13 protein-coding genes and 1 pseudogene are annotated in these 12,866 nt (G+C 68.6%); 5 read left to right on the forward strand and 9 right to left on the reverse strand.

The features are described from left to right. Positions 1-70: 70 nt before the first annotated feature. Positions 71-613 carry a TetR/AcrR family transcriptional regulator gene (locus tag K3U94_RS02385; protein WP_230987556.1) on the reverse strand — a complete coding sequence of 181 codons (543 nt, stop codon included), beginning with the start codon at positions 611-613 and terminating at the stop codon, positions 71-73. A 180-nt stretch (positions 614-793) separates the two neighbouring features. On the opposite strand from K3U94_RS02385, the gene K3U94_RS02390 reads away from it, so the two are divergent. Further along, the gene (locus K3U94_RS02390; RefSeq protein ID WP_220695455.1) at positions 794-2,074 is read left to right on the forward strand and encodes a cytochrome P450; all 1,281 of its coding nucleotides are present in this window, start codon (positions 794-796) and stop codon (positions 2,072-2,074) included. A 2-nt stretch (positions 2,075-2,076) separates the two neighbouring features. Here the strand turns inward: K3U94_RS02390 and K3U94_RS02395 are convergent, their stop codons facing one another. The 3 genes from K3U94_RS02395 to K3U94_RS02405 are packed head-to-tail and all read right to left on the reverse strand — an operon-like array spanning position 2,077 to position 4,491. Then, positions 2,077-2,826 carry a carboxymuconolactone decarboxylase family protein gene (locus K3U94_RS02395; protein WP_220696633.1) on the reverse strand — a complete coding sequence of 250 codons (750 nt, stop codon included), beginning with the start codon at positions 2,824-2,826 and terminating at the stop codon, positions 2,077-2,079. A 34-nt stretch (positions 2,827-2,860) separates the two neighbouring features. Continuing rightward, positions 2,861-3,664, reverse strand: coding sequence for a mycofactocin-coupled SDR family oxidoreductase (locus K3U94_RS02400; protein WP_220695456.1), 804 nt, complete (start codon positions 3,662-3,664; stop codon positions 2,861-2,863). Continuing rightward, positions 3,661-4,491 carry a mycofactocin-coupled SDR family oxidoreductase gene (locus K3U94_RS02405; RefSeq protein WP_047320254.1) on the reverse strand — a complete coding sequence of 277 codons (831 nt, stop codon included), beginning with the start codon at positions 4,489-4,491 and terminating at the stop codon, positions 3,661-3,663. The genes K3U94_RS02400 and K3U94_RS02405 overlap by 4 nt, the downstream gene beginning before the upstream one ends. A 44-nt stretch (positions 4,492-4,535) precedes the next feature. Between K3U94_RS02405 and K3U94_RS02410 the strand changes: the two genes are divergently transcribed. The 3 genes and pseudogenes from K3U94_RS02410 to K3U94_RS02420 all read left to right on the forward strand — a co-directional run bounded on the left by K3U94_RS02410 (position 4,536) and on the right by K3U94_RS02420 (position 6,063). Next, positions 4,536-5,099, forward strand: a complete 564-nt coding sequence (locus K3U94_RS02410) for a TetR/AcrR family transcriptional regulator (protein WP_220695457.1) — start codon at positions 4,536-4,538, stop codon at positions 5,097-5,099. Positions 5,100-5,262: 163 nt separating this feature from the next. After that, positions 5,263-5,622: pseudogene (locus tag K3U94_RS24330) on the forward strand (bleomycin resistance protein); the annotation flags it as partial. Beyond that, entirely contained in the window at positions 5,608-6,063 is a 456-nt protein-coding gene (locus K3U94_RS02420; protein ID WP_220696634.1) for an SRPBCC family protein, read from the forward strand. The pseudogene K3U94_RS24330 and the gene K3U94_RS02420, both read left to right, overlap by 15 nt. Positions 6,064-6,150: 87 nt before the next feature. On the opposite strand, the gene K3U94_RS02425 is transcribed toward K3U94_RS02420, so the two are convergent. Then, on the reverse strand, positions 6,151-8,343 hold the full coding sequence (locus K3U94_RS02425) for an AAA family ATPase (protein ID WP_220695458.1): 2,193 nt from the start codon (positions 8,341-8,343) through the stop codon (positions 6,151-6,153). Positions 8,344-8,496: 153 nt separating this feature from the next. Between K3U94_RS02425 and K3U94_RS02430 the strand changes: the two genes are divergently transcribed. Beyond that, positions 8,497-9,054, forward strand: coding sequence for a chorismate mutase (locus K3U94_RS02430; protein WP_220695459.1), 558 nt, complete (start codon positions 8,497-8,499; stop codon positions 9,052-9,054). A gap of 1 nt (position 9,055) precedes the next feature. Here the strand turns inward: K3U94_RS02430 and pssA are convergent, their stop codons facing one another. The 4 genes from pssA to K3U94_RS02450 are packed head-to-tail and all read right to left on the reverse strand — an operon-like array spanning position 9,056 to position 12,843. Continuing rightward, complete coding sequence (gene pssA / locus K3U94_RS02435; protein WP_047320258.1) at positions 9,056-9,958, reverse strand: CDP-diacylglycerol--serine O-phosphatidyltransferase; 903 nt, start codon at positions 9,956-9,958, stop codon at positions 9,056-9,058. Continuing rightward, positions 9,955-10,662: a phosphatidylserine decarboxylase gene (locus tag K3U94_RS02440; protein ID WP_220695460.1), complete on the reverse strand. Its 708-nt coding sequence runs from the start codon at positions 10,660-10,662 to the stop codon at positions 9,955-9,957. Before K3U94_RS02440 ends, pssA begins: the two co-directional genes overlap by 4 nt. 25 nt (positions 10,663-10,687) lie before the next feature. Beyond that, positions 10,688-11,905, reverse strand: coding sequence for a molybdopterin molybdotransferase MoeA (moeA, locus tag K3U94_RS02445; RefSeq protein ID WP_220695461.1), 1,218 nt, complete (start codon positions 11,903-11,905; stop codon positions 10,688-10,690). Positions 11,906-11,919: 14 nt separating this feature from the next. Further along, positions 11,920-12,843, reverse strand: a complete 924-nt coding sequence (locus K3U94_RS02450; protein WP_220695462.1) for an SDR family NAD(P)-dependent oxidoreductase — start codon at positions 12,841-12,843, stop codon at positions 11,920-11,922. Between the last annotated feature and the right edge of the window lie 23 nt (positions 12,844-12,866).

Consider the following 12,866-nt stretch of genomic DNA (forward strand, 5'->3'; position numbering starts at 1 on the left):
CACCTCCAATTTATTGGTCGATCGATCAGCAACGGTGGCACTAAGGGGCCGCGTTGTCAACCATCGAGGGTCAGGAAGCGGTTGTCGGGGGTGTCAGTCGGCCCAGTTGGCGATCGATCAGTCCGCGCAGTTCCTCGTGCCCGCGGGTGACGCCGACGGCGCTTTCGTTGCACAGGTTGCGGGCGGTTTGGGCGATCAGCATCGAGACCGCGACGGGGGGATATTCCTCCAGGTCGACGCCGTTGGCGCGCAGGGCCACCGTGACTGCCGCTGTTTCGATGTCGCGCACTCGTTCGGCATAGGCCTTGAGTTCGGTCCGGATGGCCTTGCGGTGGTTGGCCAGCGCCATGAATTCGGTGTTCAAGCTGGTCAAGCGTGTATCGCTGTTGATCGCCCACAATGCGCGCAGCGGATCGTCGGCGGTCAGGGCGGCGCGCATCCGGTCCAGCGCGACGTCGGCGCCGGCGCGCAGCACCTCGACGAACAGGTCATCCATGGTGGGGAAGTAGTAGTAGACCAGCGCCTGCCGCACCCCGGCCTCGGCGGCGACCCGCCGCGACGTCGCCGCGGCGTAGCCTTCGTCGCGCATCAGTCGTGCGGTCGCCTCGATCAGCCGGCGCCGGGTGGCGTTGTCGGCCGATTTGGCCTTGCGCGGAGCCGCCATTCAGGCCGGTCCCGGGTTGCGATTGCTTGACCGTCCGGCGCCGCGCATGGTAGGCATGACGCATTCTAGCAATTTGATCGATCGATCAGCGCGATGAGGTCGTGGCGCGAGCGAAGGGCGGATCGGGTGATGGTGGATCTCGCGGCGGTCGACTACTTCTCCGACGAAGCCGTCACGCAGGATCCCTACGCCTACTACGAATACCTGCGCGGACGCGGGCCGGTGTTCGCCGAGCCGCACCACGGTGTCGTCACCGTCACGGGCTACGACGAAGTGCTCGCCGCGTTCAAAAACCACGATGCGTTCTCTGCGGTGAACGCCATCGGTGGGCCGTTCCCGCCGCTGCCGTTCGAGCCCGAGGGCGACGACATCACCGAGCAGATCGAAGCGCACCGCCACGAGTTCCCGATCTTCGAACACGTCGTGGTGATGGACCCGCCGGCGCACACTCGGGCCCGCTCGCTGCTGAGCGGGCTGCTCACCCCGAAGCGACTGAAGGAGAACGAGGAGTTCATCTGGCAACTGACCGATACCCAGCTTGACGAATTCATCGCCGACGGCCGCTGTGAGTTCCTCTTCGACTACGCCAAACCGTATGCGACCCTGGCCATCACCGATCTGCTCGGGGTACCCGAGGAGGACCGCGCCGAGTTCCGCAGTGCGCTGGGCGCCGGGCATCGGGAAGGACAACACGTCGGGTCCCTGGACGGGACACCGGTGGGGCTCAATCCCCTGCACTACCTCGACGAAAAGTTCAGTGGCTATCTCGCCGAGCGGCGGCGCCGGCCTCGCGGGGACGTTCTCAGCAGCCTGGCCACCGCGACCTACCCCGACGGGTCCACGCCGGAGCTGCTTGAGGTGGTTCACCCGGCCACCTTCCTGTTCGGCGCCGGTCAGGAGACCGTCACCAAGTTGCTGGGTGCGGCGGTGCAAACCCTGGGTGATCGACCAGAGCTCCAGCAGACGTTGCGGGAGGACCCCGCGCTGATCCCCGCATTCATCGAGGAGGCGCTGCGAATTCAGAGTCCGACCAAGATCGACTTTCGACTCGCCCGCAAGACCACCACGTTGGGCGGGGTATCGATCAAGGCCGGCACCGTGCTGATGCTGTGCCTGGGTGCGGCGAACCGGGACCCGCGCAAGTTCGAAAGCCCCGACGAGTTCCGGCTGGACCGAAAGAACGTGCGTGAGCACATCGCGTTCGGCCGCGGCATCCACACCTGCGCCGGCGCCCCGCTGGCCCGGGTCGAGGGCCGCATCACGGTTCACCGGATGCTGGATCGGATGCGTGACATCAGGATCAGCGAAGCTCACCACGGTCTCGCCGGCCAGCGGCGCTACTCCTATGAGCCCACGTTCTTGCTGCGCGGCCTGACCGAGCTGCACATTGAATTCGACCCGGCGAGCTAGCGCTAGGTGGAGCGTCCCTCGCAGGTCCACTCCTGTGTGACGCGCTGCTTCTGTTCTTCGATCACCCGCATCAGCCGCGACGCCTTAGGCCAGCCGTAGTAGGCACCGAACTGCAAAGCCGCCTCATCGATTTCGTCGAACGACACGTCGCGGCTCTTCAGGGCCGCGTAGACGTGGCTCATGATCGGGTACGGCGCGTCCTGAAACGCCACGCAGGCAACCGTCACCAGCCGCCGCTGCTTCATGCCCAAACCGGGGCGCAGCCACATCTCGCCGAAGACGAAATTCAGGATGCCCGCGCCCGAGTACGGGTCGTCGCGGGTCGGTGTGTAGGGCAGGCAGTTGACGTCGCGGAAGGTCTGCTCGCCGCACTGCAGCCGGGCCTCGGGATCGCTCGGGGTGGACAGCGGCAGCAGCGGTGCCGGAGGCGGTACCGGCTCGCCGCGCTCGGCATGGATGCGTGCCCACTGCTCGTCGACGATCATGTTGAACAGCGATGCCTTCGGCCATCCTGAGTACACCGCGAAATGCAATACGGCTTCGCGTATTTCATCGATCGTCACGTCACCACTGCCGAGGGCGGCATAGACGTGTTCCCGCAGCGGCGCCTCGGTGTCGGCCGCCGCCAGGCAGGGCAGCGCGATGAACCACCGGTCGCGGCGGCTCAGACCCGGCCGCTGCCACACCTGGTCAAAGACGAAGTCGAGCATGGCCGCGGCCGCCGGCGTCGCATCGGGGGCCGGGATGGTCATCAGCTCGGCGAAGGCGCGCGCTCCTCGCCCTGCCTCAGCGGATCGTGACACCGGCGTCCACCTTGAATTCCAGCCCGGTCACGTGCCGGGACTCGTCGGAGACCAGGAACAGCACCGCGTTGCTGACATCGCGGGCCTCGGTCATCACGATCGGCAACGCATTCTGAAAGATCGGTCCGAGGTCGGCACGAGCACCGTGCAGCAGAGCGTGCAGCGTGTCCGGCCGCATCCCGGTCTCGACCCCGGTGGGATGCACCGTGTTGACCCGAACATTCACTGCGGCAAGCTCGTTGGCCAGCGCACGGCTCATGCCGACGACGCCGTGTTTGGACGCGGTGTAGGGGGTGTGCAGCGGGCTGCCCTTGAGCCCGGCCACCGAACTGATGTTGACCAGGCTGCCGCCGTGCTCCACCAGGTGCGGCAATGCCGCCACGCAGGTGTTCCACGCCCCGATCAGGTTGACGTCGATGACGGTTCGCCATTGTTCGGCGGTGGTGGTGTTCCAAGTCCCGCCGGTGATCACCCCGGCGTTGGCGACCGAGGCGTCCAGGCCGCCCAATCGAGCGACACCGTCGTTGACCGCGGCGGCCAGGGCGGCGGCGTCGCGCACATCGACGACGTGGGTGACGGCGCGGCGGCCGTGTTGCTGCACCAGCCGGGCGGTCTCGTCGAGGTCTTCGATTGTGGCCAGCGGATATTCGACGTCGGGCAGGGACGCGCAAATATCGACCAGGATGAGGTCGGCGCCTTCTTCAGCCAGCCGCACGGCGTGACTGCGGCCCATGCCCCGGGCGGCGCCGGTGACCAGCACCCGCTTGCCGGCTACTCGCCCACTCATAGCTTGTTGCAGAACCCGGCGTCGACGGGGAAGGTCACGCCGGTGACGTACTTCGCGGCGTCGGAGACCAGATAGGCGATCGCGGCGCTGATGTCCTCCGGTTCGAGCATGCCGACCGGCATCGGGTTCTGCAGATGCGGCCCACCGTCGGGATAGTGCTCCAGGAACGACGTCATCGCCGGGTTCACCGCCATCATGGTATTGACGGCGGTCGGGTGCACGGTGTTAACCCGGATGCTATGGGGGGCAAGGGCATTGGAAAGAGTTCGCATCAACCCCACGATGCCGTGCTTGGAGGCGGCGTAGCCCAGGCCGCCGCCCTGCAGGCCGCCGAAACCCTTCAGTCCGGCCGTCGAACTGGTGAAAACGATCGATCCGCCGCGTCCGCCTGCGATCAGGTGCGGTATCGCGGCCTTGGCGGTGTGGAAGGAACCCACCAGGTTCACGTCGATCACGTCGGTCCACATCTGCAGATCTTCGTCGTCAGTCAGCTCACGAAAGGCCATCGCGGCGATCCCGGCGTTGGCGCAGACGATGTCGAGGCGCCCGAAGTGCGCGACCCCGCCGTCCAGCGCTGCCTTGAGGGCGGGGTAGTCCCGGACGTCGGCGACCGAGGCGAGCATCTTGCCGCCGGCGGCCTCGACCAGCCCGACGGTTTCGTCGAGCTCGTCGCGGGTCGCCATCGGATAGCCGCTGGAGGCGATATCGGCGCAGATGTCGACGCCGATGATGTCGGCCCCGTCGGCGGCCAGCCGTACCGCGTGACTGCGGCCCTGCCCGCGCGCCGCACCGGTGATGAACGCGACTTTCCCATCCAGTGAGCCCATAGCAGGTAGAGTAACCGTGTTACTCACCGGCGACAAGGGGTGCGATGGACAGCGCGCAAGAGCGGATCCTCGGCATCGTCGTCGAGATCCTGGAGACCGAGGGCTACGACGCCGTGCAGCTACGCGAAGTCGCCCGGCGCGCCCGGGTTTCGCTGGCCACGATCTACAAGCGCTACGCCACCCGCGACGAGCTCATCCTGGCCGCGCTGGACGCCTGGATGGCCGAGCACCGCTACTCCGGTGTCGCGCCGCATTCGCGTGGCCCCGGCGAATCGCTCTACGCGGCGCTGATGGGCTTGTTCCGTACGATCTTCGAGCCATGGGAGCGACACCCGGCCATGTTGACGGCCTACGTTCGCGCCCGCTCCGCACCCGGCGGTGAGACGCTGGTCCGGCGCGGACTCGATGTGGTGGTTCCCGCCGCGCTGGCGCTGCTTGCCTACGTCGACGAGCAGTTCATCGACGACCTGGATGTCGTTGTCTCCAACCTGGTCTACGGCCTGTCGGCGCGATTCGCCGTCGGCGAGATCGCCATCACCGACATCCTGCCCAGCCTCGATCGGGCGGTCTACCGGCTCACGCAGGGCTACCAGAACGGCGGTGGCTAAGCGGCAGGCGCCGACGGCCGCACCGCCGCGGCGATCCGCCGAAGCGTCAACCGCGCCATGGCGTGCTGCAACGGATCGACGACGTCGCAACTGCGGCGCGCGCTGCTGGGCAGCTGTCGACCGCCGAGCTGAGCGCCGGTCGTCGCCGACGTACGCTCTGGCCATGGGTGATGTCGCCTTCACCTCGGTCGCACCGATCATTGCCGTGCGAGACCTCGACGCTGCGCTGGACCGCTACCGCCGGCTCGGGTTCACGACCCGCGCCTACCAGGGGCCGGCCCGTTACGGCTTCGCTTATCGCGGTTCGGTCTCGTTGCACCTTTCCGAGTGGGCCGAGCACGATCCGCTGCGCACCGCCGCCAGTGTGTATTTCTATGTCGACGACGCCGACGCGCTGTACGCCCAGTGGACGGCCTCGGGCGTGCCGGGACGCTTTGTCGAACCGACCGACACCGACTACCAGCTCCGGGAATTCGCCTATGTCGACCCCGAAGGCACCCTGCACCGCATCGGCTCGCCGCTGCCGGCGAAGACTGTCAGCGCCAGCAGGGTGATCGCGGCGCCGGCAAAGCGGATCTTTGAGTTCATCGCCGATCCGGCACGGCAGCCGCGCTGGGACGGCAACGCCAACCTGGCCGAAGCCGCACCCGGCCAACGGGTTCGTGCCGTCGGAGACGTCTTCACCATGACATTGACCATGGGTGGGGTCCGGGAGAACCACGTGGTGGAGTTCGAGGAGGGTCGGCGTATCGCCTGGCGCCCGGCGGAGCCCGGCCGTACGCCGCCGGGGCACCTGTGGAGATGGGAGCTCGAGCCACTGGGTCCGGCACGCACCCGGGTCACGCACACCTATGACTGGTCGGCGTTGTCCGACCCGAAGCGTCTCGCCCGGGCCCGGTCCACCACCGCAGATACGCTCGCAGCGTCGCTGTCTCGGTTGGCCACCCTGGTCGAGGACTCGTGATCCCGCCTGCTACGGCGCGAGCGTGCGTAATCTCGGCAGTTTGCGCGGCGTGTCGGCCGGGGACACGCACGCTCGCGGGAGGTGGGGCTAGCGGTTGTCGGCGAACGAGCGCAACGCGTCGATCTGAGCGGGATCCAGTGAGGGACGGACGCTTTCGCGCGCCGCAGCGATGTCGGCCATGGTGACATCGGCAGCGTCGATACTGCGCCGCATTGCCGTGAGGGCCGCTTCGCGCAGCAGTGCCACGCAGTCCGCGGCGCTGTAGCCGTCCAGGTCCGCGGCCAGCGCGTCGAGGTCCACGTCCTCGTGCAGCGGAACGGATTTCCCGGACACCCGCAGGATCTGGCGGCGGGCATCGGCATCCGGCGGCTCGACGAACACCAGCTTCTCCAGCCGGCCCGGCCGGGTCAGGGCCGGATCGATCAGCTCGGGACGGTTGGTGGCGCCGACCACCACCACGTCGCGCAGCGGGTTGGCGCCGTCGAGCTCAGTGAGCAGCGCGGCCACCACCCGGTCGGTCACCCCGGAGTCGAAGCTCTGGCCGCGCCGCGGTGCCAGGGCGTCGATCTCGTCGAGGAACACCAGCGACGGCGCCGAATCGCGGGCCCGCTGAAACAGGTCCCGCACCGCCCGCTCACTGCTGCCCACCCACTTGTCCATCAACTCCGCGCCTTTGACGGCATGCACGCTGACCCGACCAGACCCCGCCAGGGCGCGCACCACAAAGGTCTTGCCGCAGCCGGGCGGGCCGTAGAGCAGCACACCGTGCGGCGGGTCGACGCCCAGCCGGGTAAAGGTGTCCGGGTGTTGCAGCGGCCACAGGATCGCTTCGGTCAGCGCCTGTTTGGTGGCCACCATGTCACCGACGTCGTCGAGAGTGACCGAGCCGACGGAAACCTCCGCAGCCGCCGAGCGCGACAGCGGGCGGATGACGCTGAGCGCCCCGATCAGGTCCTCCTGGGTGAGCTTGGGCTCCTCGTCGGTGTCGCTGGCCCGCGACGCCGCCCGCAGTGCGGCTTCCCGGACTAGCGCTGCGAGGTCTGCGGCCACGAAACCCGGTGTGCGCTCGGCGATCTCACCCAAGGTCAAGTCCGCGGTGGGAACCGAGATAAGCAGGGTGGCCAACAGTGCCGCCCGGGTCGCACCGTCGGGCAGGCTCAGCCGGATCTCGCGATCGCACAAGTCCGGCGCCCGCAGTCGGGGATCGACATGATCCGGCAGCGCCGACGTCGCGATGAAGGCCACCCCTTCGGTGGCCACCACGTTGCGCAGCTCGGCGAGGATCAGCGTTGCCACCGGCTCCGATGGTTCGGGCAACAGGGTGTCCACGTCGGCGATCAGCAGCACCCCGCCACCGTCGCAGACCTTTGCCGCCGCGGAACGTACCGCGGCCAGCCGCTCATCGGCGGCCAGCGCCCCGATCTCGGGTCCGTCCAACTCGATCAGCCGCCGGCCCTCACACACCGCCCGGACCAGGGTGGTCTTGCCCACCCCGGCCGGACCCGACACCAGCACACCGAGATTCGTTCCGGCGCGCAGGGTTTTCAACAGCTGTGGCTCGTCGAGAGCAAGCTTGAGCCATTCGGCGAGCTTGGCGGCCTGCGCTTCGCACCCCTTGAGTTCATCGATGGCGATCCGGGCCGGGGTCGCCGGCTTGGACACCGGGGCGGGCGGAGCGATGGTGCCATTGCCGAAGGTGACCAGTGAGTTGGGCTGCACGCTGACCGGGCCGGCGGGGTCCACACCGGTGACGGTCAGCAGCTCCGAAGTCCAGCTGATCCCCACCGAGGACGCCAGGGCCGTGGTGGCCGCCGACGTGGACGTTCCGGGCCCCAGGTCGCGGGGCAGCAGGGACACCGCGTCGCCGACCGTCATCACCTTGCCCAGCAAGGCCTGGCGCAGCGTGTTCGGTGACAAACTCTGCGAGGCCAGCGTGGAACCGCTCAACGTCACCGACCGGGCGCCGTAGACGGTCACCGCGGACACCACCACCTCGGTGCCGTCGCGCAGCCCGGCGTTGGACAGCGTCACGTCGTCGAGCAGCGCCACACCGGTCGGTGCATCCGGTCCGGTCAGCCCAGCCACCGCCGACGTCGTGCGAGAACCCGTCAGCGACACCGCATCCCACTCCCGGATACCCAGGGCGGCAACGGCTTCGGGGTGCAGTCGAACCACGCCGCGGCGGGAGTCGACGGCGGAGGTGTTGAGCCGGGCGATCAGCGTCAGGTGCCGGGAGGAATCGACTCGGCGGTGTTCTTCGCGCTCTTCGGTGGAACCCACCCGGGTCAAATTACGCGGATTTCCTCATGCGTGTCGAACACCTTCGTGCGGGGTCGTCAGCGGAACTTGTCGTACCGGCACCCAACTAGACGACATCGTCAAAGCGCTCGACCGACGCGGTGTGGATTCTGTCCGCGCGCTTGAATAGAGTCCATGCGGTCACCCCTGCTGATGTCGGCGCTCTGCGCGGCCCTGCTGATGGCACCGTCCCCGGCCAGGGCGGACGACGCATCCCCGTTGGCCGACCTGGTGGACGCCGCCGCCCAGCGACTCCAGGTCGCCGACGACGTGGCGGCGATCAAATGGCAGACCGGAGGCGCCATCGAGGACCCGGCCCGGGTACAGCAGCAACTCGCGGCACTGGCCGACCGCGCCGTCGGCGACAACCTCGACCCCGACTACGTGCGGCGGATCTTCACCGATCAGATCAGCGCCACCGAAGCCGCCGAGCATTACCGGTTCGCCCAGTGGAAGCTGGATCCGGCCGCCGCGCCTGCCACCGCGCCGGACTTGACGGCCTCGCGGGCACGCATCGACGCCTTCAATCAGGTCATGCTGGCCCAGATCGGCCAGCGGTGGGAGCTGCTGCACTCACCCGCGTGCGTCGCCGAACTCGACGAGGCGACTCGAACCGTCAGCGAAACAAGGCAATTCGACGAGTTCTACCGGCAGGCGCTGTCGTCGGCGACCCGGGACTATTGCGACGGCTAGCTCAGCGGCCCGGCTTGCGTAGCCGCAACCGGGCCATCGACTGCCCACTGGGCCGACGGATGCCCCGCCGCACACCCGGGCGGCGGCCCGGCTGCGCCCGGCGGATCGCCCGCCGCGCGGCCCGGCGCTCCCGGGGGGCGTCCTCCCACGCCTCGGGGTGTGCGGCCACCCAGCGCTGACTGCGGACCGAGAACGGAATGGTGCACAGGTACGTCCCGATCAGCACCAGCACCAGCACGTAGGGGAACAGAAACGCTGCCGCGGCTACCAGCGCCAGCACCGCCAGCAGTACGGCGGCCAGGTGCGGCGGCACCGACACGGCGTGCATCTTGCGCATCGGGATCCGGCTGACCAACAACATCGACGTGCCCACCACCCAGATGCAGGTGAACCACTGCGAGGTCCACCATCCGTCGCCGAACTCCAGCTTGGCGGCCAGCAGGCCCATCAGTGTGATGGCACCGGCCGGGGCGGGCATCCCGACGAAGAACTCCCGGGTGTAGGCCGGCAGGGTGGCGTCGTCGAGCAGGGTGTTGAACCGGGCCAGCCGCAGCACCACACACACCGCGTACAGCAGCACCACGATCCAGCCCGCCGGTTGCGTCGACAGCAGCGTCACATAGATCACCACCGCCGGAGCCACCCCGAAGTCGACGGCGTCGGCCAGGGAGTCGATCTCGGCGCCCATCCTCGACTCGGCGTCCAGGATGCGCGCCACCCGGCCGTCCAGGCCGTCGAGAATGGCGGCGGCGGCGATCAGTGCCATCGCGAGATGCGGCTGCCCGTCCAGCGCGTACTTGATCGAGGTCAAACCGGCGCAGATCGCCAGCACCGTCATCGAGCTGGGCAGGATGTGCAGACCCACCGGGCCCCGGCCGCGGGCCTGCTGGACAGGAATCGTCATGACAGGTCGGCCAGGACGGTTTCGCCGGCGACCATGCGCTGGCCCACGCCGACCAGCGGCTGTGTCCCGACCGGCAGGTAGACGTCGAGTCGCGAACCGAAGCGGATCAAGCCGTAGGTGTCACCGATCGCCAGATGATCACCGGGCCGGGTGTCGCAGATGATGCGCCGCGCCACCAGCCCGGCGACCTGCACGGCGATCACCTCGGCGCCGTCGGCGGTGCGGATCCGCACGCTGTTGCGCTCGTTGTCCGCACTGGCTTCGGTGCGGTCCGCGGACCCGAACCGGCCGGCCCGGTGCAGCACCTCGATCACCTCACCGCCGACCGGAGCCCGTTGCACATGGGCGTCGAAGACCGACATGAAGATGCTGACCCGCGGCAACGGGGTGTCGGGCAGGTCCAGCTCCGGCGGCGGGGCCGCGGAGTCGACCAGGCAGACCATGCCGTCGGCGGGGGCCACCACCACACCGGGGCGAGTCGGCGGCACCCGGCGCGGATGCCGGAAGAACCCGGCGCTGGCGCCCGCGGCCAGCAGCCCGGCGCCGCGCAGCCACCGCTGCTTGCGGCCCAGCAGCGCCACGCCCAGCGCGCTGCCGACGAACGGCAGTCCGGCGCTGTGCATCGGCGGCACCGTCGAGCGCACCAGCTCGATCAGGTGCCGGAGACCGCCGGGATCATCTGCTGCGCGGGGGCGTCTGGCCATTGGGCCATCTTAGAAGCTGGGCGGCTCAGCCGGTCAGGTCCCAGACTTCCACCTCGGTGCCCACCGCCAGCTCGGTCACCTCGTCGGCGATGTCGAGGAGGCAGTTCGCCGACGCCAGGTAACGCAGGTGGTGCGAGGCGGGCGGCCCGTAGTTGGTGACGGTCCCGGTTTCGTAGTCGAGCAGCCCGCGCCGGAACTGCCGCTTTCCGGCCGGCGAGACCAGTTTCTCGCTCAGGACCGCGGTGCGGCGCGGCCGATCCGGCTTGGGCAGGTTCATCGCACGACGCAGTGCGGGCCGGATGAACACTTCGAAGGACACCTGTGCGCTGACCGGGTTGCCGGGCAGCGTGATGATGGCCGCGTCGCCAACGCGGCCGATGCCCTGCGGCATCCCGGGCTGCATCGCCACCTTGACGAAATGCACGCCCTGGTCGCCGTCACGGCCGAAGACGTCCTTGACCACCTCGTAAGCCCCTGCGCTGACTCCGCCGCTGGTGATCACCAGATCCACCGCCCCGTCACGGACGCCGTAGCGGTCGAGCACCGCGGTGAACTCGGCGGTGTCGTCGGCGACCGTCACGGCGCCAACCACCTCGGCGCCGGCGTCACGCACCGCCGCCGCCAGCATCACCCCGTTGGACTCATAGATCTGGCCAGGCGCCAGCGGTGTGCCGGGTTTGACCAGTTCGGAGCCGGTGGAGATCACCAGTACTCGTTGCCGGGGTCGCACCGTCAACTCGGCCAACCCCAGCGCCGAGGCCAGACCGGCCGCCGGCGCACTGACCAGTTGCCCGGCCCACAGCACGGTGGCGCCCGCCGCGACGTCTCCGCCGGACCGGCGGACATGGCGCCCCCGGGGAATCGTCGCGCTGATCTGTACCACGTCCAGGCCGCCGTCGGTGTCCTCGACGGGAACCACGGCGTCGGCGCCGTGCGGAATGGGCGCGCCGGTCATGATGCGGTGCGCGGTGCCCGGCGTCAGGGTGGGGATATCGGTGCGGCCTGCCGGAATGTCTTCGGTGACAGGCAGTTTCACCGGCGCTTCCGGGGTTGCGGCCACGATGTCATCGGCGAGCACGGCGTAGCCGTCCATCGCGGAATTGTCGAAGACCGGCAGCGAGATCGGTGCGATCACGTCCGCGGCCAGTACCAGTCCCTCGGCGTCGGCCAGTGCGACCGTGATCGGCGGCCGGGCCTGAATCAGATCGGCGACGGCCCGCTGGTGCTCTTCGACGGATCGCATCTGGACAGTTTGACTCAGACGGGGTAGGTGATTCCTGTCAGCTCCTCGGAGACGGCCCACAATCGCTGTTGCAACTCGACGTCGTGCGCGTGCTTGCTGGCGTCCACCAGCTTCGGATATCCGCGCTGCTCACCGATGCCGCTTGGACCGTAGTACTGCCCGCCGAGTACCGCGGGGTCGGTGGCCGCGCGCAGCGTGGGCAACGCACCCATCGCGGCGCTCTGCACGACCAGGGGCATCAGTAAACGGTCTGCGGGACGCAGTAGTGGCGGCAGGTGCCGGGTCAGTTCGGTGTTGGCGGTACCGGGGTGCGCAGCGACGGCGATGGTCGAGCGGCGTTTGGCGGCCAGCCGGCGCTGCAACTCGTAGGTGAACATCAGGTTGGCCAGCTTGGACTGCCCGTAGGCGGCGATCCGGTTGTAGCCGTGTTCCCACTGCAGGTCATCGAAGTGGATTGCCGCCATGATCCGGTGCGCCATGCTGCTGACGGTCACCACGCGAGACCGCTTCACCCGCACCATCCGCGGCAGCAACAGGCCGGTCAGGGCGAAATGGCCCAGATGGTTGACGCCGAACTGCAGCTCGAAACCGTCGACGGTGTGCTGCTTGGGCGTGTACATGACGCCGGCGTTGTTGATCAGCAGATCGATGCGGGCATGGGCGGCGCTCAAGGCGTCGGCGGCTTCGCGGACCGACGCCAGCGAACTCAGATCGAGTTCCTGTACCTCGACGGCGGCCTGCGGGTGGGCCTGCGTGATCCGTTTCGCCGCCGCGTTGCCCTTGTCGAGGTCGCGTACGGCCAGCACCACCAGGGCGCCGTGCTCGGCGAGCACCTCCGCGGTGTGATAGCCGATTCCGGTGTTGGAGCCGGTGATTACCGCGACGCGGCCGGTCTGATCCGGCACGTCTGCCGCAGCCCACTTGTCCCGGCTACTCATGTGACAAACGATACTCAGGTGAC

The organism is Mycolicibacter heraklionensis, assembly GCF_019645815.1.
Taxonomy (GTDB): Bacteria; Actinomycetota; Actinomycetes; order Mycobacteriales; family Mycobacteriaceae; genus Mycobacterium; species Mycobacterium heraklionense.

Excerpts from the sequence above, each read along its gene's own strand:
- K3U94_RS02390 (WP_220695455.1), top strand. The coding sequence starts at position 794 with ATGGTGGATCTCGCGGCGGTCGACTACTTCTCCGACGAAGCCGTCACG.
- K3U94_RS02395 (WP_220696633.1), bottom strand. The coding sequence starts at position 2,826 with ATGACCATCCCGGCCCCCGATGCGACGCCGGCGGCCGCGGCCATGCTC.
- K3U94_RS02400 (WP_220695456.1), bottom strand. The coding sequence starts at position 3,664 with ATGAGTGGGCGAGTAGCCGGCAAGCGGGTGCTGGTCACCGGCGCCGCC.
- K3U94_RS02405 (WP_047320254.1), bottom strand. The coding sequence starts at position 4,491 with ATGGGCTCACTGGATGGGAAAGTCGCGTTCATCACCGGTGCGGCGCGC.
- K3U94_RS02410 (WP_220695457.1), top strand. The coding sequence starts at position 4,536 with ATGGACAGCGCGCAAGAGCGGATCCTCGGCATCGTCGTCGAGATCCTG.
- K3U94_RS02430 (WP_220695459.1), top strand. The coding sequence starts at position 8,497 with ATGCGGTCACCCCTGCTGATGTCGGCGCTCTGCGCGGCCCTGCTGATG.
- pssA (WP_047320258.1), bottom strand. The coding sequence starts at position 9,958 with ATGACGATTCCTGTCCAGCAGGCCCGCGGCCGGGGCCCGGTGGGTCTG.
- K3U94_RS02440 (WP_220695460.1), bottom strand. The coding sequence starts at position 10,662 with ATGGCCAGACGCCCCCGCGCAGCAGATGATCCCGGCGGTCTCCGGCAC.
- moeA (WP_220695461.1), bottom strand. The coding sequence starts at position 11,905 with ATGCGATCCGTCGAAGAGCACCAGCGGGCCGTCGCCGATCTGATTCAG.
- K3U94_RS02450 (WP_220695462.1), bottom strand. The coding sequence starts at position 12,843 with ATGAGTAGCCGGGACAAGTGGGCTGCGGCAGACGTGCCGGATCAGACC.